General features: G+C 52.4%; 10 protein-coding genes. 1 reads left to right on the top strand and 9 read right to left on the bottom strand.

The window, feature by feature from the left end; genetic code table 11:
* The first annotated feature begins 27 nt into the window (after nt 1–27).
* The gene (locus DFER_RS24850) at nt 28–2,502 is read left to right on the top strand and encodes a bifunctional UDP-N-acetylmuramoyl-tripeptide:D-alanyl-D-alanine ligase/alanine racemase (protein ID WP_015814429.1); all 2,475 of its coding nucleotides are present in this window, start codon (nt 28–30) and stop codon (nt 2,500–2,502) included.
* A gap of 3 nt (nt 2,503–2,505) precedes the next feature.
* Here DFER_RS24850 and ppk1 read toward each other — a convergent pair whose 3' ends face one another.
* The 9 genes from ppk1 to DFER_RS24805 all read right to left on the bottom strand — a co-directional run bounded on the left by ppk1 (nt 2,506) and on the right by DFER_RS24805 (nt 18,303).
* A complete protein-coding gene (gene ppk1 / locus DFER_RS24845) occupies nt 2,506–4,848 on the bottom strand; it encodes a polyphosphate kinase 1 (RefSeq protein WP_015814428.1) in 2,343 nt (780 codons plus the stop codon).
* Between the two features lie 172 nt (nt 4,849–5,020).
* Nucleotides 5,021–6,976, bottom strand: a complete 1,956-nt coding sequence (gene gyrB, locus DFER_RS24840; protein WP_015814427.1) for a DNA topoisomerase (ATP-hydrolyzing) subunit B — start codon at nt 6,974–6,976, stop codon at nt 5,021–5,023.
* Nucleotides 6,977–7,226: 250 nt separating this feature from the next.
* Nucleotides 7,227–8,921, bottom strand: coding sequence for a hypothetical protein (locus tag DFER_RS24835; protein ID WP_015814426.1), 1,695 nt, complete (start codon nt 8,919–8,921; stop codon nt 7,227–7,229).
* 197 nt (nt 8,922–9,118) lie between these two features.
* Entirely contained in the window at nt 9,119–12,286 is a 3,168-nt protein-coding gene (locus DFER_RS24830) for a PVC-type heme-binding CxxCH protein (RefSeq protein ID WP_015814425.1), read from the bottom strand.
* Nucleotides 12,287–12,330: 44 nt separating this feature from the next.
* Nucleotides 12,331–13,224: a ThuA domain-containing protein gene (locus DFER_RS24825; RefSeq protein ID WP_015814424.1), complete on the bottom strand. Its 894-nt coding sequence runs from the start codon at nt 13,222–13,224 to the stop codon at nt 12,331–12,333.
* Between the two features lie 149 nt (nt 13,225–13,373).
* Complete coding sequence (locus DFER_RS29340; protein WP_015814423.1) at nt 13,374–13,796, bottom strand: PIN domain-containing protein; 423 nt, start codon at nt 13,794–13,796, stop codon at nt 13,374–13,376.
* Nucleotides 13,793–13,996 (bottom strand): hypothetical protein, encoded by a 204-nt coding sequence (locus DFER_RS24815; protein WP_015814422.1) that lies wholly within the window; start codon nt 13,994–13,996, stop codon nt 13,793–13,795. The genes DFER_RS29340 and DFER_RS24815 overlap by 4 nt, the downstream gene beginning before the upstream one ends.
* A 142-nt stretch (nt 13,997–14,138) precedes the next feature.
* The gene (locus tag DFER_RS24810; protein ID WP_041735483.1) at nt 14,139–14,870 is read right to left on the bottom strand and encodes an outer membrane beta-barrel protein; all 732 of its coding nucleotides are present in this window, start codon (nt 14,868–14,870) and stop codon (nt 14,139–14,141) included.
* 136 nt (nt 14,871–15,006) lie between these two features.
* A complete protein-coding gene (locus tag DFER_RS24805) occupies nt 15,007–18,303 on the bottom strand; it encodes a VCBS repeat-containing protein (protein WP_015814420.1) in 3,297 nt (1,098 codons plus the stop codon).
* Nucleotides 18,304–18,352: the final 49 nt, after the last annotated feature.

Here is an 18,352-nt window from a genome sequence, read left to right as displayed (position 1 = left end):
TTTGTGCTTTGATTAACGCGCATTGGAATGAGTCTTACTGTCAATACATCCCCCATTGTAACCACACAAGCCCAGTACATCCTGACCGACAGCCGCCAGGTTTCGTTTCCCGGCCAGAGTATCTTTTTTGCCATTAAAGGCGAGCGCCACGACGGCCACCGCTTCCTGCCCGAACTGTACGCGGCGGGCGTGCGGGAGTTTGTCGTAGAAGAAGCCGCATTCACGGGCGCGCTGCGCGAAACAGCCGCGACGTGGGACGACGCGCAGATCTGGGTGGTTTCGTCGAGCATCCGGGCATTGCAGCAATTGGTGGCTTCTAAAAGAAAGCAATTCGACATTCCGGTGGTGGGCATTGCGGGAAGTAACGGCAAAACGATTGTGAAAGAATGGCTCGTGCAGCTGCTGTCGCCCGGCCGGAGCATTGTGGCGAGTCCCAAAAGCTACAATTCGCAGATCGGCGTGCCGCTTTCGGTGTGGAACCTCAGCAAAGAGCATTCGCTGGCAATATTTGAGGCGGGTATTTCCAAAGCACACGAAATGGAGTATTTGCAGCCGGTGATGCAGCCTACAATCGGTATCTTTACCAATATCGGCCCGGCTCACGACGACGGTTTCCGAAGCCGGAAGCAGAAAATTACCGAGAAATTGCGCCTTTTCACCAAGGTTAAAAAACTCATTTACAGAAAAGATTACCACGAAATCGACGAGGAGATCAGCCTGATACTGAAACCGGTGAATGCATTCCTCGAAACGCTGAGCTGGGGAAGCAACTACTCCGGCTCGCACGTGCAGGTGACTTTCAATCCTCAAAAAGATAAAACCGTGATTTCCCTCACCGGAAAACTCGGCAACCATACATTCGAAACCGGCTTCCGAGACGACGCCTCGCTCGAAAACCTCACGCATTGCATTGTTTTCCTGCTCGATTTCGGCCTGGAACCCGCCGTGATCCAGGAACGCGTGCTGCTGCTCAAACCCGTCTCCATGCGTTTGGAGCTCAAAGAGGGCATTAACCACTCCTATATCATCGACGACGCCTATAACAACGACTTGCAGGGCCTCGCGATGGCGCTCAACTTCCTCGCCCAGCAAGAGCAGCGCAACCGCAAAACGGTGATCCTCTCGGATGTGCTCCAAACCGGACAAACGCCCACGGAGCTGTATAAAATGGTTTCCCGCCTGCTGAGTGAAAAAAGCATTGACCGCCTCATCGGTATCGGAAAACAAATCAGCAGCCAGGCATCGCTGTTCGATATTGCCGAGCAGGAATTTTACGACGATACCGACAGTTTTCTCAAAACATTCGCCTTTCCCACGCTTGCGGATACGCTCGTGCTCGTGAAGGGTGCCCGGCCGTTTTCGTTTGAAAAAATCGTGCACCGCATTCAGCAGAAAGCGCACGACACGGTGCTGGAAATCAACCTGGATGCATTGGTCCACAACCTGAATTATTATCGCGCGCGGGCTGGTCAGGGTACAAAGATCATGGCGATGGTGAAGGCATTCGCCTATGGCAGCGGCAGCTCCGAGGTGGCCGCATTGCTGCAATACCACCGCGTGGATTACCTGGGCGTGGCTTACACGGACGAGGGTGTAATGCTCCGCCAAAGCGGCATTACGCTGCCCATTATGGTCATGAATGCAACCCTGCCGACCTTCGACCTGCTGTGGCAGTACAAACTTGAACCTGAAATATATAGCCGCCGCATCCTCACCGACTGGATCGAGTACATTACCAGGAAAGGCGAGCCGACCAACACGCCTTCCGTGCATTTGAAACTCGATACGGGAATGCACCGCCTCGGTTTTGTGAAGGACGACTACGAATGGCTGGTAGAACAGCTCCGCCAGAATCCCGCGCTCAAAGTAGCGACCCTATTTTCGCATTTGGTGGGAGCCGATGAAGGCGTGCATAACGAGTTTTCAAGGAAACAATACGCGCAATTCATGGAGGGCGCCGAGCTGATCGAAGCGACTTTGGGATACAAAACCATTAAACACATCCTCAACTCCGCCGGCATCGTCCGCTTCCCCGAGTACCGCCTCGATATGGTGCGGCTTGGCATTGGCTTGTATGGCGTGGAAGCAACCGGCCAGGATCAGCGTGCATTGCAGTCGGTAGGTACATTGAAAACCATTGTTTCGCAAGTGAAATACCTCTCGTCGGGCGAGACGGTAGGTTACAGCCGCAAGGGCGTGGTAGACCACGACTCGGCGATTGCGACGCTGGCAATCGGTTATGCGGATGGTTACGACCGTGGCCTGGGCAATGGCGTGGGTAAGGTGTGGGTGAATGGCACATTGTGCCCCACGATCGGCAACATTTGCATGGATATGACGATGATCGACGTCACCAATGCGCAGGTAGAAGAAGGGGATGAAGTGATCGTTTTCGGGAAGGAAGTTCCGATTACAGAACTAGCGAAAACCATCAACACCATCCCCTACGAGATCCTGACAGGCATTGGTGACCGTGTCAAGCGTGTATTTTTTAAAGAGTAATCCTTACAAACCGGCTTCGGTTTGCGGCGCTACGTCAGTATCTGAAATATCGGATTCGGGCGTAGCGCTTGTTTCTTGTGCTTGCTCCTCCGACAGCGTTTCTGTCCGGTTATCTTCCTCTTCGAACAAATGCGTGGCCATTACCTGGTCGAGCGTGACGTCGTAAAATGCCTGATGTACATTCAGCGGTTCGCTTCCTTCCTCGATCTCGCATTTGATATAGTTGCCGTCCTCCCGCAATTCGTACGCATTCACATTGTCTTTCAGGCTGTAATACAAAATATGGATCGCCTCCTGGCGCACGCGCGGGTCCACCAGTTTGAACAGCGACTCAATGCGTTTGTCGAAACTACGTACCATGGCATCGGCGCTGCCGCCATACACGAGCGGGTTGCCGTTTTGGTGGAAGTAGAAAATGCGGGAATGTTCCAAAAAGTCGCCTACCAGCGAACGGACGGTGATATTTTCGCTCAAACCTTTGCGTTGCGGGCGCAGGCAGCACATGCCGCGGACGATCAGTTTAATCGGCACACCTGCTTCGGAAGCTTTGTACAGCTCATAAATGGTGTCGCGGTCTTCCAGGGAGTTTATTTTAATACAAATACCACTTTTCAAACCCGCTTTCGCATTCTCGGCTTCCTGCTGGATCAGTTCGATGAGCTTCGCGCGCATGTAACGCGGGGCGGTAATGAGATTCTGGTATTCGGAAGGGATCGAGTGGCCGGTGATGACGTTAAAGAATTCCGAAATATCGTGCGTGTACTCTTCATTGGATGTCAAAAGGCCGGTATCGGTGTACAACCGGGACGTGTCCTCATTGTAGTTACCGCTCGACAAATGCGCATACCGCAGCACCCGGTTGCCTTCGTTGCGGACGATGAGCAGCAGCTTGGTGTGCGTTTTGAGCAAGCCAATGCCATAAATCACGAAACAGCCCGCTTTTTGGAGGCGCTGTGCCTCTTTGATATTATTCTCTTCGTCAAAACGCGCCTTCACCTCGAACAACACCGCCACGTGCTTGCCATTCTCGGCCGCGTGCAGGAGCGCCTCCGTCACGCGGGAGTTTTTGGCGAGGCGATAGATCGTGAGCTTGATGGACAACACCTTCGGATCTTCGGCCGCCTGTTCGAGCATCTGCAATACCGGTTCGAAGTTGTTATATGGGTGGTGCAAAAGGATGTCCCTTTCGCGCATGGTTTCGAAAATATCGGGAATGCGCTCGCGGTCGAGGCCCAGCGGGGGCACCGGCGGGCGGGTCGGCGGGATCTGGTCTTTGAACTCGGGATGCTTGATGATGCCCCAGAGCGCAGTATAGTCGATCAGCGCGTCGGTGATGAACACATTATGGTCGTCGATTTCCCAGCGCTTTTTGATCAGGTTCAGCAAATCCGGGTTTACATCGGGTTCAATGGAAACCTGCACTACCCTGCCAAGCCGACGGCTTTTGATCTTCTGCTTGATCTCGTCGATGAAATCCGCTTCGATGTCGTCACTTTCTTCGAGTGTGAAATCGCCGTTACGCAATATCCGGAACAGGTTCGTCGAAACGATATCGACATTCCGGTAGAGCTTGTTGATAAATGCCTTGGCTATATTTTCAATGGGCAAAAACAGCAGCTCATCGTCGCGGTCGATCACGTAGAAGCGCGGCAGGTTCGGTGGCAACTGCACAAACGACAGCTTCCTGTCTTCCTCGGAGGTAGTGCCTTTCACCTGGGTAATCACACCCAAAATGAGCACTTTCGCGAGCAGCACAGGGAATGCGTGCGTGTAGTCGAAGAGCATCGGTGTGAGCATCGGGTACACCGTGCGATCGAAATATTCTTCTACCGCAGTGTGTTCTTCGCCCGTGATCTCGTCTATTCCTACAATGCGGAACCCGTGGCTGGCGAAAAGCGGCAGCAGCTGGTCTTTGTAGCATTCATTCTGCCGCCGCACAAAGTCGTGTACTTCCTTCATCAACAACTTCCGGAACGGGATTTCCCGAAGCCCCGAGTAATCCAGGCGCTCTTTGCCGAAATCAAGGTAATTGTAAAGACTGCCGACGCGTATCGTGAAGAATTCGTCGAGGTTGGACGAGGTGATGGCGAGGAATTTCAGGCGGTCGAACAAGTTACGCTCTTCGTTGGTCGCCTGGTCGAGCACGCGGTCGTTGAACTTCATCCAGCTCAGGTCCCTGCTGATCAGGTCGCTTTGCTGCATTTGGGTGGTAGCCTTTTCCGACGACGAACTGATAGCCTTGCCGTCGTCTGCCGCAGCCGGTTCCTTCGGGCTTTTGAACAGTGCGAACAAATTGGTCAGCTTACTTCGTTTTTCGTTGTATATATTGTCGGATGAGCCGGACATAACGGTATGCTATTAAAAAGGTGTATCAGGATGGCAATAAAAATTCAACGAATCTAAACAATCTATTGTTTTCGGGCCGATGAACTTTGTGTTAAATTTTCGTTCCAAAAAAAGAAACGGATGACTGTATCTGACAGCCATCCGTTCCATATTTTACGGTAAATACTAATGGCTAAACGTCAACGCGGGCATATTTGGCGTTTTTCTCGATGAAATCACGACGAGGGGCAACTTCGTCGCCCATCAGCATGGAGAACAGGTGATCGGCCTCGGCAGCGGATTCCACCGAAACCTGTTTCAGGCTGCGGCGCTCAGGGTTCATGGTTGTTTCCCATAGCTGCTCGGCATTCATTTCACCCAAACCTTTATATCGCTGTACGTTCACCGAATCTTCCTTGCCGGCGCCGATCTCGCGGATCGCCTCTTCGCGTTGTTGCTCGGTCCAGCAGTAGCGCTCTTCCTTGCCTTTTTTCACGAGGTACAAAGGCGGCTGCGCAATGTAGATGTAGCCATTATCGATCAGGATCTTCATATAACGGAAGAAGAACGTCAGGATCAGGGTACGGATGTGGCTACCATCGATATCGGCATCGGTCATGATTACGATTTTGTGGTAACGGAGCTTGTCGATATTCAATGCACGCTCGTCGCCGTCCTTACCGATCTGCACGCCCATTGCGGTGAACATGTTCTTGATCTCCTCGTTTTCGTAGATCTTGTATTCCTGTGCTTTCTCTACATTCAGGATTTTACCACGAAGCGGCAGAATGGCCTGGAATGCACGGTTACGGCCTTGCTTGGCAGTTCCACCCGCCGAGTCCCCTTCCACGAGGTACAATTCGCACACGTTCGGGTCGGTTTCGGAGCAGTCGGAAAGCTTTCCTGGCAATCCCGTACCGGTGAGGATATTCTTGCGTTGCACCATTTCGCGCGCCTTTTTAGCGGCAATACGCGCTTTCGCTGCCAGGATCACCTTGTCGATGATCACACGGGCTTCTTTCGGGTGTTCTTCGAGGTAGTTTTCGAGCATTTCGGCCACTACCTGGCTCACGGCGGCGGTCACCTCGGAGTTACCGAGTTTGGTTTTGGTCTGACCTTCGAATTGCGGCTCGGCTACTTTAATGGAAATAACGGCGGTGAGTCCTTCACGGAAGTCGTCCCCGCTGATCTCCACTTTTTCTTTGGCCAGAATACCGGATTTCTCGGCGTAGTTTTTCAAAGTACGCGTCAATGCAGCCCGGAAACCGGAAACGTGGGTACCGCCTTCGATGGTATTGATGTTATTCACATACGAGAACACGTTCTCGCTGTACGAAGTGTTGTACATCATCGCCACCTCCACGGGGATCACGCCTTTGTCATTTTCCATATGGATCGGCTCGGGGATCAATGGCTGGCGGGTGGCGTCGAGATAGGTCACGAATTCGTTCAAACCTACTTCGGAATAGAATTCTTCGCCGCGGAACTGGCCGTTTTCGTCCTCTTCCCGTTTGTCTTCGAGCGTAATGCGGATTCCTTTGTTCAGGTACGAAAGCTCGCGCAAGCGGGTTGCGATCGTTTCATACTTGTATTCGGTCACTGTAAAAATGGTCGCATCGGGCAGGAAGTGGATAATCGTCCCGGTTTTCTCCGAGTCACCGATCACGCGGGTCGGGTAAAGCGGCTTGCCTTCGCTGAACTCCTGTTCGAATATTTTGCCTTCGCGGTGTACTTCGGCGCGCAAATGGATCGAGAGCGCGTTCACGCACGATACCCCTACCCCGTGCAAACCGCCGGAAACCTTGTATGTATCTTTGTCAAATTTACCACCGGCGTGAAGAACGGTCAGAACGACCTCCAGAGCCGATTTGTTTTCTTTGGGGTGCATGCCCGTAGGAATCCCACGGCCATTGTCTTTCACGGTGATTGAGTTATTTTTCTCTACCGTAACATTGATCGTGTCACAATAGCCCGCCATCGCCTCATCGATGGAGTTATCTACAACCTCCCAAATCAAGTGGTGAACGCCTTTGAAGCCAGTGTCACCGATATACATTGCCGGACGTTTACGAACGGCCTCTAAACCTTCAAGAACCTGGATATTTTCAGCCGAATAGCTGTTTACTTCTAGCACTGCTTCGTTTGACATATAGTTTGTTTTACACTTGGATAAAAAGAACCATTATCTGGCTTTTTAAGCACGTAAAGATACGAATTTTTTATGGTTTTACCTAGTAAAACCCATCGCAAAAGTGCCATTCCGCGCGCCTTCGGAAGCGAACAACGGCGTGAGCGCATACCAGACAGAAATATGATATTTCTATGTTGACCGATAATGCCGGAATCGCAGCATTATCCATTATCAGGTGCAGCAAATGAATGTACGAACGGTGCGGGCGTTATTTCAGCATATAGGCATCACCCGTGGCGACGAGCATTCTGCCGAGCGGGTAAAAAGATTTGTCGCCCGAGCCGGAAACATCCAGGATCGCCAGCTGGTAGTTGCCCGCATCGAGGTCGTTTTCCCGCAGCAGCGTATTGAAGCCCGGCTTGTAGTAATGCCCCTCGGTGATGATGTTTTTGCGCGCCTCCACTTTGGGATTCGCATTAATGAGGTAAATAAGGCCGGTATTGGCATTCTTCATCACCAGGAAACGGTCATCCAGCAAGCGCTTCCGCGGCGGGGACACATTGCTCGACACAAAGTAGTAAGTCAAATCATCCACGCCGTCCCGCACCACCCGATGGATGTCCCACGTTTCGACATAGATACCTTTGTCGACCGTCGGTTTCCCTTCGGCGAACATTGCTTCCAGCTCCTTTTTCTCCACCACCGCCTCCGGCAGCCAGAAATAGCCCTTTTGGTAACCAGGCACCAGGTAAAACGCGCCGTATTCGACAATGGATCGCTCGACGGAGAACATGCTCCGGTTGTTGCGCCAGTTATAAATATCGGCCAGGTAGGTCGTTTTCTTCGACGCGACAATGCCCGTGAACCGGTAATGCGAGTAGGCCCAGTAAAACACGCTCAGGGCCAGCGCGCAGGTGAACACCCATTTCTTTTTGAAAAAATCGGTGTAAAATAGCAGGAAAATGTAGAAGATGCAGGTCGAAAGCGAGGCGTAAAGCTGAAAACGGCTCGCAATAGTGGTGCCGGCCCAAGACCTGAAAACGGCGATGACCGTGCTCGAAATGAAAATGAATGCAAAAAGCGTGAGCAATTCGATCGTTCCGGGCTTCACGCGCACCGGCTTATTCCAATACACCGCCGCGACGCGTATCGTCACCAGCAGCATGCCCACCACGATCACCAGGCCCCACAAAGCCGACCACAATTCGGCATCGCCCCAAAGCGACATCGCCGAACCCACAAACCCAAACAACGAAGAGAAGAATAACCCCGCACTTTTGGGCAAATTAACCGCTTGCCCCGATTCATAGCCCGCCAGATAAATCACCAGACAGATGATCATAAAAACGCCCGTCAGGACCGCGCTTCGGAAGTTCTTTTGGCATAAAAAGAAAAAAATGATCGCCGGGAACGACAATATCCCGTTTCCATGCGTAAAAGTGGCCAGAAAACAGCACACCATCGCCAAATAGAACGCCGGCTTCGTGCCCCGCGACACCAGCGTGATGGCCGTCACCGTGAATGCGGTAAGATAAGAATGCTGCATTCCCGTGAGCGCCCAGCCGGAAACGTCGTGGTACAGCGGGTGGAAAAACAGGAACGGGACAGGAATGAAATAGTAAAGCGGCAGGTTTGCCTTGCGGAAATTGAGGTATAAAAAATAAAAAATATAGATCAGGTTGATCGATACGAGCACGATGTAGAAGCGCAAATGCAAGCGCCCGGTAAGCTCATAGTCGAGCAGGGAAATAAACCGCGGAACTACCGCTTTGTGGTCGTTGAATGTGCGGAACATCTCCCTGACCACATCAGTGAACCCGGCATTATCGGCCGAAACCGCATCGATAAACTGGATAAAGAGAAAGTCGTCCTGAAACGGAAATTCGACGGAGAAGTGGTAATTATAAAGGAAAAACAACAGGCTAACGGCACAAATGGCAACAATTGGTAAAAATCGAAGCATGACGTGTGACTGAGACTTATAGTAACGTGATAGATTCGGCTGGTCGGTAAACAAAACTAAACGTTTATCGTCGTTAATCTACATCTAGTTTGTAATTATTTAGTGACCGAATAACGACGAACTAATTGTCCAAAATACAAAGAGCGGAAGAAAAACTTCCGCTCTTTGTGTCGTCAAATGTTTATAGTAGCTTCTCCCTACATTTTTTCGATAGGATGCTCTTTTAAAAGCTGTTCGGGCGAATAGAAGTCTTTCTTGCTTTCGGTGGCGGCACGCACCTGTTTTACCTTTTCAGGCGGGATCGCCGCGCCTTTATTTCCGAACGAATTACGCACATAAGTCAGCACCGCGGCCACTTCAGTGTCGTTCAGCAAGCCCGCGAACGGCGTCATCGGCACCTGGCCGGGATACTTCTTGCCATTCACTTCGATTGGCCCAAGCAAGCCGTTCAACGCGATCTTGATCAGGCGCTCGTCGCTGCCCGTCACCCACGGCCCCGAAAGCGGAGGGAAACCGGAGGCTTCGAGCCCCTTGCCGTCGGGCTGATGGCAGGTGCCGCAGTAGCCTTCTTTCGCGTAAATCTGCCGCCCCTGGTTAAACAGGATCAGGTCGTTCCCTTTCAGGTTCGTGGCAACTACATTTTGCTTCGTTTTCTTCACATTTTCGCCTTTCAAATGCGCCACAGCAGCTTCGTGCGCGTGGATCATCCAGTCGTCGAGTGGCTTTTTCTGGGCTTCGGCCAAAATCGGCAGGCCTTTTTCCTTACCGATCCAAGACGCCGCTACAATGGCCATTAACCGCACGCGGCTATTCTCGTCTCGCGCCGCCTGCATCAGCAAATCAGCCTGGTCGGGCACCTGATGGCCGGTATAGCGCACCACCTGCACCGCAGCCGCGCGGGCATGGTAATCTTTGGCATTCAATACCTGCTTCAACAGCTTTTGGTCCACCTTGTTCATCCCCCAGCTTACCCACAAGCCTTCCAGCAAATGGTGTTCGTAACGCGGGTCGTTCTTGTCCAGGCCGGCCACCCAGGTATTGAGTTTGGACAGCACCTGTGAGGCATCGCGGCCGCGCAGCTCGCGGCGTGTGCGGTAGCGTGTGCGGTACTCGGGTAATTTGAGGTTATCGAGCAGTTGTTCAATGCTCGCGCCGTCGATTTTCGCCGGCGTTACCAGCGGGCGCGACGGATACGTAATCCGGTAAACGCGGCCGTGTGAGTGGTCGCGCAGCGGGTCGCGGGCGTTGTGCTGCATGTGCCCGATGAGGATATTATGCCAGTCGATCACGTACAATGAGCCATCCGGCGCAAATTCCATGTCCACGGGGCGGAAGTTGCGATCGTCGCTCACGACCAGGTCCTGGCGATGGCGGCTCTTATAGCCGGTTCCGTCGTCGGTGAGTGTGTGCTCCTTCGTTCCGAGGAATCCGATGGTGTTGTTAATCAAAAAGTCGCCTTGCAGCTCATCCGGGAAATGCCGGCTTGACACGAATTCCAGTCCGGAAGTCGGGCGAACACGGTGCTTGTCTTCCACGAGCTGCACCGATTTGTGGGTAGCCTCGCCATAACGCGGCAATACCGAACCAGGCAGCATCCAGCGCACGTCCGGGCTCGACGTTTCGGCAAAGAAGGGCTGTCCCCAATCGTCGAATGCAATTCCCCAGGGGTTCGGGATCGACAGCTGTGCGGTGCGTTCCAGTTTTTTCAGCTGCGGTGCGTAGCGGTAGAAACCGCCGTTCGTCGCACGTACGGGACCATACGAGGTTTCAATATTGGTATGCAAAAATACGCCCTCGCCGGAATAGATGGCACCCGACGGGTCCACTGTAAATGCGTGGCTATTGTGGTGCGTGTCGTGATCGTCGAATCCGCTCAGCAGGATTTCCTCTTTATCGGCCTTGCCATCGCCATTCGAATCGATCAGCAATTTGAAGTTGGTGCCCTGCGAAACGTAAACGCCCTCTTTGGCGATTTCAAAACCCAATGGTAAATGCAGGCCATCGGCGAAAACGGTTTGCTTGTCGGCCTTGCCGTCGTTATTGGTATCTTCGAAAATGATGATCTTATCGTTCGGTTTCGAATCGCCCGGCTTGTAATGCGGATAGCTCGGCATTGTAGCTACCCAAAGGCGGCCTTTGTTATCGAACGACATCTGCATTGGTTTAGCCAGATCCGGAAATTCCTCTTCCGAAGCGAAAAGCTCGATCTTATAACCATCCGGCACTTTCAGTTTTGCCAATGCTTCTTTTCCATACAAATAAGTAAGGCTGCCGTTCTTTTCGGGGTTAAAATTGGTTTTAACCTCCGGCAATGTACGGGTACTCTTATCCGCCGCGGCGAGGTCCGTTTTCTCGCCTTTCGAAGCAGCCAGCCAGATCGCCTGGTCACGAATGTCGGTCAATTGGCGGATTTTCTCGATTTCTGCCGGATAGTTGTCCGGACCGAATGGATTGTAGCGGCGGCCATATACGTGCACGCCGTTCGGGATTTTGAAGTCGTTATGCCACATCCAGTTCTTTTCGTCCACGGCAGCGTGCACCAGTTCCCGGTTTTTACCTTTTACCGACGCCTTTCCGAAGATTTTGTCGGCAAGCAATACGCCCAGTTTTTTATAACCTTCCGCATTCAGCTGCGAGCCGTCGATCGTCAGGTCTTCCTTGCTTTCGGCATACCACTTTTGCGAAGGGGCAAATGCATCCACAAACAGAACTTTATTCTGATCCGCCACTTCCTTCATGGCTTTGGTATACAAAAGCAGGTTTTCATTCTCCTTTTTACCATTCGGCAGGTCATATTTAGCAGAAAGATCTTCAAATGCGATGGGCGAAACGATCACCAACTGCGGCGCCGAGGTGCCATTATATTTCTGCTGCAATGTCCATTTAATGAATGCGTCGAGCTCGGCTTTGTAGTTGGCCAGTCCCGCTTTGCCTTCAAATGACTCATTATACCCGAAAAAAGAAATAATCACGTCAGTTTTCAGGCGGGCAAGCCATTGGTCGGGCGTTTCGAGGTGGCCTTCGCTTTGAGAAGGGTTGGCCAGCTCTGTCTGGAACTTCTCCGCGCCCGGGAACGCCCAGGGCGTGTTGCGACTCGCGTGCGGGCGGAAGCCGGGCGTGTCGCCGCCGTCGCACATGTTGCGGATAATGAGGTTGTCGTCGGGGTAGCGCATGTACAACTCTGTTTCGAAGTTGTCGTAATTCATCATCCGCGACCCGAGGTTGTTGCCGATGAGGGAAATATGCGTACCCTTGCCGATCTTGACCGGCGCCGGCTGGTTCAGGCGGAATGCGCTGAATGCAATGACTGCCAGTCCAAATGCAATAAGCGATGAATAAACGCTGATTTTTTTGGGTTTAGACATTTGAAAAGGTTTTAGATTGGGTTTTAGGTAGCGTTATGTAAAAGTTATTTGGCTTCGCGGTAAGGGACCTGAATATCCATTTTGCCCTTCCATTCTTTCGGGATTTTCAGCCCCAGCTCGTCATGGATCGCATTGATCACCAGTCGCTGGAACGGCTCCTCGCGGAAATCGTCGGGGTGGCCGAGGGTAGTCATGAAAACCTTTCCTCCGAAAGAATTGGTGCCTGTCCAGGCCACCGGGTTGTCGATCGCCGCCTTGTCGGGATTCACTGCCTTACCCATCAGCAGCCATGTGGAACCTTTGGTAGGATAATCGGGCAGCACGCGGTAGAGCCACGAGCGTGCGTGGAAGGGGCCTTTCACGCCGGTGAGGATCGGATTGTTGGCTTGTTCGGGAATTACCGTCACGTCGGTACTGCTATTATGTCCATAATGCGTGTGCTTGGCAGCGCCGCCCCATCCCGGAGGGGAATTCAATGCAAACTCGCCGAAAGCATTCCATTTCTCACTCTCATGTCCTTTCGGGAAATTAAATGCGTGCGTCGTCGTGCGGAAACCCATCACCGGCTTACCGGTTTTGAGATAGGCCTCGATATGCGCCAGCTGATCCGGCGGCAACTGTCGCCAGCGGAGGTAAAAAACGGCCAGATCGGCGTCCTTCAACGCTTCCAGGCCCGGAATATTCTTTTCGCTGTTGTGATCGGGATATGCTTTGAGGACGATTGTGCGCATGCCGTAATTCTTTTCCAGCTCGGCAGCCACGATGGGAAGTGTTTCTTCGCCGCTGTACTCATGGTCGCCGGTCACAAACACGACGAGCGGCGCATTACCCGACGCTTTCTTACTTTTTTTCGAGGACTGCGCAGCCGCGACATGCGCACTCAACACCACTGCAAATGCCGCATACAGGAAGCAAATGCAGAATTGTTTCAATTTCATGATGAAAGGATTAAGGTTCAATCTCAGTGAGTAAAGGGATAATAATAGGAAGACTGTTTAATGCAATTTTTCCCCTAGTTAGTTATAACTGAAATAGGGTGTATCCTGTGTTGTCCTGTTTTGAAGTATGCAATTATGGGTCTAGTCGTTTATTCAAGCAGACCGGCGAGTTCTGCCGTGGTGATGATTTGCTCAAAACCCATTCTTCTCAAACCTTCTATCAAAACTTTGTCACCCGTCCATAGAATTGCATCGAATGCAAGCGCTAGTGCTACAAACGGGGTGTCATTAGGATCGACATCAATGAGCAGACGCTCGGCATCAATTAGTTTTTGGATTGGTATCACCGCCTCGTTGAAGAACGTGATCTTACTGGTTACGAGGCGTTCCAGCTCTTCCAGCTCCTCCTCGGGAAGTCGGGTTAGATGCAGTAATTTTGCGTTGTGCTTGGAAATTTCTGCGCGAAGAAACTCGCGAACATTTTTAGGAGGGTTAACGAGGAAATTACCGATGCGACTGGTCGAATTCAATATCCCGCTAAAAACAATATTGGTATCCACCACCAGTTTCATTTCATTAACCGGCTTCGATTTTCAGCCCACCAGCCTTTATTGGTCACTCTGGCTAATTCGTCGACGGCATCCTGCGACACATCCAAGCCCGACACAAGCTCCTGATACCGCGCAAAGTCGATAATAGCCTGAATCTCTTCCGCCTTTACATTCGCGGATAGCCTGATGATCACCTCGTCGTTTGTTCGCTCAACTACCATAATTGTAAGATGCTCTTCTTACCAAGAATAACATTTTCTTTCCATTTGCCCAAGCCGCTAAAAACAGCGCCACGCAACCAAGCCCTTCTGCATTAGCTGAGGGCAGGTGTGGTTTTGGCAGGCAAAACAGCTTTTGGGAATTTCACATAAACCGAAATCCCAGCGTAAGCGAAAAACGTGACAGGTCTACGCTGTCGTCTTTTGACAAATGCAGGGTTTCCGTGTTGATGGCGGTTTTGCGCTGGAGGCGGTAGATGGCGCCCATCATGGCGGTGCCGGTGAGGTTGAGAGCGAATTTGGGGGAAATGGGCTGCTCGATGCCCACACTGACGCCCCAGTTCATGGTTTTACCGGAAAATGTGAATTCCTGACGGCCTACGGCGCTTCGGTTCTCGTAGGGCTGGTAGCCGAGCAAAAGGGAGGTAAGAATGGCGGTCTTGCCGTTTTTAAGGAACGAACGGTGGATTACCGCGCCGCTCAAATGCTGTATAGTCACCTTTTCGCTTTGTGAGCTGTCGCGCTCGGCATTGCCTTTGTACATTTCATAACGCAGGCCAAACCCGACGTGTTTCCAGGGGAACCACGCAATGTCACCGCCGAATGCAATGCCGGATTTGAGATCTTTGATATATTCCTGCTCGTCATGGCTGGTCACCTGCCCTCCACGGAATAGCCGGTGGGCATAACCAGCGTTCAGGCCGAAGCTCCATTTAGGAAGCGTGGAAGCGCCGGCTTCATTCTCGCGGATGCTTTTGGGCGGTTCATGTGACTCGTCGCGGTCCTTTTTCCATTCTGTAATGGACGTTTCCTGGGCGCTGGCGTGGTGCCCGAGCATGCCTAAAACCAATAATAGAGCGGCAAACGATCTGATCATTATCTGCGAAACGCGGCGATTTGAGAACCCAAAACTACTATTTTCAGGTCATATTCGGCCTCCCGGCGTTCAGAAATTGTGGCACAGCGGTTTCGCACCCGCCGTTTTCGCACATTCCGCAGCGGACGCGGGCCTGTCACAATGCCGTACGGGGCCTGAAACGGTATGTTATCACCGGCCCGTTGTTGATCGCCCCGACGAGGTAGTGCGTGGCATTGGCCTTCACAATGGCCAGGTCGCGAATGTCACCATTTACATAAAAGCCGCTTTGCTTTTGGGGCAGGTAATGGAATTTCAATGCGCCTTTGTTTGTGAATACCTGCAAAAGACTGGCGTCGCTTTTGCCCATTCTTACCCTTGCCTGGCTGGCATTGCCGCCCAAGACGATGTCCTTTTTCCAATCACCATCCATGTCGTGCACCAGTATCGCATGCACCGGCGCGAATTGCGCCTCCATGGGCAGGGCGTGAAAAACCAGTTTTCCATTCACATTTTCCAGGACACCCGAGCGGTATTCCCTTGCTTCGAGGCGTTTTGCCGTCTTCAACTTTTCGGCTGGTAGCATGTCGGCCAGGGTAGCTTTGGAATAGCCGATATAATCCGTGTATTTCTTTTTCAATGAAGGCACCTGGTCCAGGAGTTCGTCGCGGCTTGCATATGGATATTCCTTGCCTCCTTCCGTCACGGCCACGACGGGCACGATGCGATCGAGGTTATCGAAATCGGCCGCGTAGAGCGACAGACCTGTTGGCGAAGTGATATTCCATTGCCAGTTTACACCCATATTACCTACTACAAAATCGGTGTCGCCATCGCCGTCGAGATCAGCCGGCCGGAGCACATTCCAGCAGCCGTGGAGACTTGCGGTGCCCCATTTTTCGCTTGCATTCGCCAGTTTTCCTTTGTTATTGGCATAAATCTGCACCGGCCCCCAGTCGGTCGTGAGGATCAGCTCGGGGAAGCCGTCTTTATTCAAATCTTCAAACACGGCATCGGTTACCATGCCCGCATTGCGAAGCTGAGGAGCGAGGCTGGCGGTTGCGTCCGAAAACACCGCTTTTCCGTTATTGATCAGCAATACCCCTCCCGCACTTTCGGGAAAGCGGCCGGGCGAAACACGCGAGCCGAGAAAAATATCGAGGTCGCCGTCGCCATCCACATCGGCCACTGCCACTGCCGCCGCATTGAGCACGCCAGCCGGGAACGGTGCCTTTTTGAAAATGTTTTGGCTGTTTAAATACAGCCTTGGCGCAAGCAGCGGGTCATCTGCATTCAACTCATAACCGGCGCTGCTCACGAGCAAATCCTGGTCCCCATCGCCATCGGCATCGAAAAATACCGCGTCCGCGTCTTCAAATCCGGCATCGGCCTCGAATGCGGGTTGCATGGATTTCCGGAAGGTGCCATTGCTACTGACGAACAATGCCCCCGCCTGGCCGCGGGCACCTGCGATGTAAAAGTCGTCGGTGCCGTCGGCATTCAGGTCTTTTTGTGCTAAACGCGGTCCCTGGTAGGTAAGCATGCCGGGCAGCAGGGTTTGGATGCGAAAATCGTTGCGCTCATCCTCGGTGTGCGTGAAATCGATGGCCGGTGCCGGTTCCCATAATGCCTCCTGCACGGCCCGGCTGGCGGGCGCGGGGCGGGCATCGGTGTAATGGAGCGTGACTTCCTTACCACTCACGTTTTTCAGGCTCTGCCTGCGGCCGTCGGCCCAGGTTACTTCCAGCGAATCGATCCGCGGTTTTCCACCTAAACCAAAGTGCAGCGCATCCCATTGCGCCGACTGGAAGCCGCGAACGGGGATGAAGTTCTGCGTTTGTGTGAGGGAATCGCTGTACAAGGTCACTTTCGCGCCGGCCAGGTAAGCATATTTCGGCGACGATAGCCTCACCCGCAGCGAAGCATTGTTACCCAGCATTTCCCCGGCATTGTTCCGGTAAATGAAGGCCTTTTGCCCAACATTGTTGGTGACGAGGTCCAGGTCGCCGTCGTTGTCGAGGTCGGCATACACAGCGCCGTTTGACTGGTTTTCTTTTTCAAAACCCCATTCTTTTACCTTTTTCGCGAATGTGAGGTTCTTCTGGTTTTGGAAAATGTAATCGGGCTCGTTGATAGGCGGCATCTGGGCGATGATCTCCATTTGCTTTGGCGCATTGCCGCTGTGGTTGCCTTCTACCTGCTTGTCGGCAGAGTATTTGAGGAAGTCCATATTGGTATAATCCCGCGCATAGCCGTTCGAGATAAAAATGTCTTTCCAGCCGTCGTTATCGAAGTCGGCCATTAATGCGGCCCAGCTCCAATCGGTGTTGGAAATGCCGGCAAGCTGCCCTATTTCGCTAAAAACCGGAATGCCGTTCGCGTTCACGCCATTATTGAGCTGCAACATATTGCGCATGCTCTGGTCATGGAAACCGGCCCGCAGGAGTTGCTGGTACTTGTCGTAGTTGTCATCGCCTGAGGTCAGTTTGATGCGTTCGTTAGAGTTCGGCAGCATATCCAGCGTCACCACATCCATCAGGCCATCGTTGTTCAGGTCGGCGGCGTCGGTGCCCATCGAATACAGCGACACGTGCCCCATCGCCTCGCGGATTACTTCTTTGAATTTGCCGTTTCGCTCGTTCAGGTAGAGGTAATCGTTTTCATTATAGTCATTGGCAATGTAGAGGTCCTGCCAACCGTCGTTGTTGAAATCATTTACATTCACCCCCAATCCAAAACTGAGGACATTGGACACGATGCCGGCAAAGTCGGTGACGTTCGTGAAACGATTGCCGTCGTTCCGCAGCAGTTTGTTACCATAGGCCTCGTTGCGTTGCTGGCGGTAATCGGCGAGAAGGTTACTGAATCCGGCATATTTCTGCAACGAATGGTTGAGCAGGAAGCAGTCCGTATCACCGTCGCGATCGTAATCGAAAAATACGGCCTGGGTGGTGTAAGATGCGTCATTGAGACCATATTCGGCTGCTTTTTCGGTGAAGGTCGGGATGCCGTCCGCCGTTTTTCCGTTGTTGATGTACAGCAGCTTCGTACGCAAGCGCGGGTCCTGCGCGCCGGCGCGGCTCACAAAAATGTCGATCCAGCCGTCATCGTTAATGTCCACCAGCGAAACGCCCGTTTTCCATCCCTCATTCAACCCCGTTCCTGACTGCTCCGAGACGTCTTCAAACTCCATATCGCCGCGGTTGAGGTATAACTTGTTGGCGACCATATTGCCTGTAAAGTACAGGTCGATCAGCCCGTCGTTATTGAAATCCGCAGCCGCCACACCTCCCCCATTGTAGAAATACCCGTAACGAAGCACATTGTTTTCCTCATCCTCGTCAATGTAATTATTAAAGTCGACGCCGGTTTTGCCAGCGTCGAGCAGCGTGAAAAGTGTCTCGTCGTTTTTGCAGCCTGAAAGAAGTATTGCCAGGAGTAAAATTTTACGCATAGGTTTACGGGATTGCAAAAAGGCAGACACACGGCCTGCCTTTTCATTT

This window comes from Dyadobacter fermentans DSM 18053, assembly GCF_000023125.1.
GTDB lineage: Bacteria > Bacteroidota > Bacteroidia > Cytophagales > Spirosomataceae > Dyadobacter > Dyadobacter fermentans.
The sequence above is the reverse complement of the archived record's forward strand: the minus strand, read 5'-3'. Positions and strand labels throughout refer to the sequence as shown.

What these genes read in the sequence shown, in the direction of transcription:
- DFER_RS24835 (WP_015814426.1), bottom strand. Translation starts at nt 8,921, where the DNA reads ATGCTTCGATTTTTACCAATTGTTGCCATTTGTGCCGTTAGCCTGTTG.
- gyrB (WP_015814427.1), bottom strand. Translation starts at nt 6,976, where the DNA reads ATGTCAAACGAAGCAGTGCTAGAAGTAAACAGCTATTCGGCTGAAAAT.
- ppk1 (WP_015814428.1), bottom strand. Translation starts at nt 4,848, where the DNA reads ATGTCCGGCTCATCCGACAATATATACAACGAAAAACGAAGTAAGCTG.
- DFER_RS24805 (WP_015814420.1), bottom strand. Translation starts at nt 18,303, where the DNA reads ATGCGTAAAATTTTACTCCTGGCAATACTTCTTTCAGGCTGCAAAAAC.
- DFER_RS24825 (WP_015814424.1), bottom strand. Translation starts at nt 13,224, where the DNA reads ATGAAATTGAAACAATTCTGCATTTGCTTCCTGTATGCGGCATTTGCA.
- DFER_RS29340 (WP_015814423.1), bottom strand. Translation starts at nt 13,796, where the DNA reads ATGAAACTGGTGGTGGATACCAATATTGTTTTTAGCGGGATATTGAAT.
- DFER_RS24830 (WP_015814425.1), bottom strand. Translation starts at nt 12,286, where the DNA reads ATGTCTAAACCCAAAAAAATCAGCGTTTATTCATCGCTTATTGCATTT.
- DFER_RS24815 (WP_015814422.1), bottom strand. Translation starts at nt 13,996, where the DNA reads ATGGTAGTTGAGCGAACAAACGACGAGGTGATCATCAGGCTATCCGCG.
- DFER_RS24850 (WP_015814429.1), top strand. Translation starts at nt 28, where the DNA reads ATGAGTCTTACTGTCAATACATCCCCCATTGTAACCACACAAGCCCAG.
- DFER_RS24810 (WP_041735483.1), bottom strand. Translation starts at nt 14,870, where the DNA reads ATGATCAGATCGTTTGCCGCTCTATTATTGGTTTTAGGCATGCTCGGG.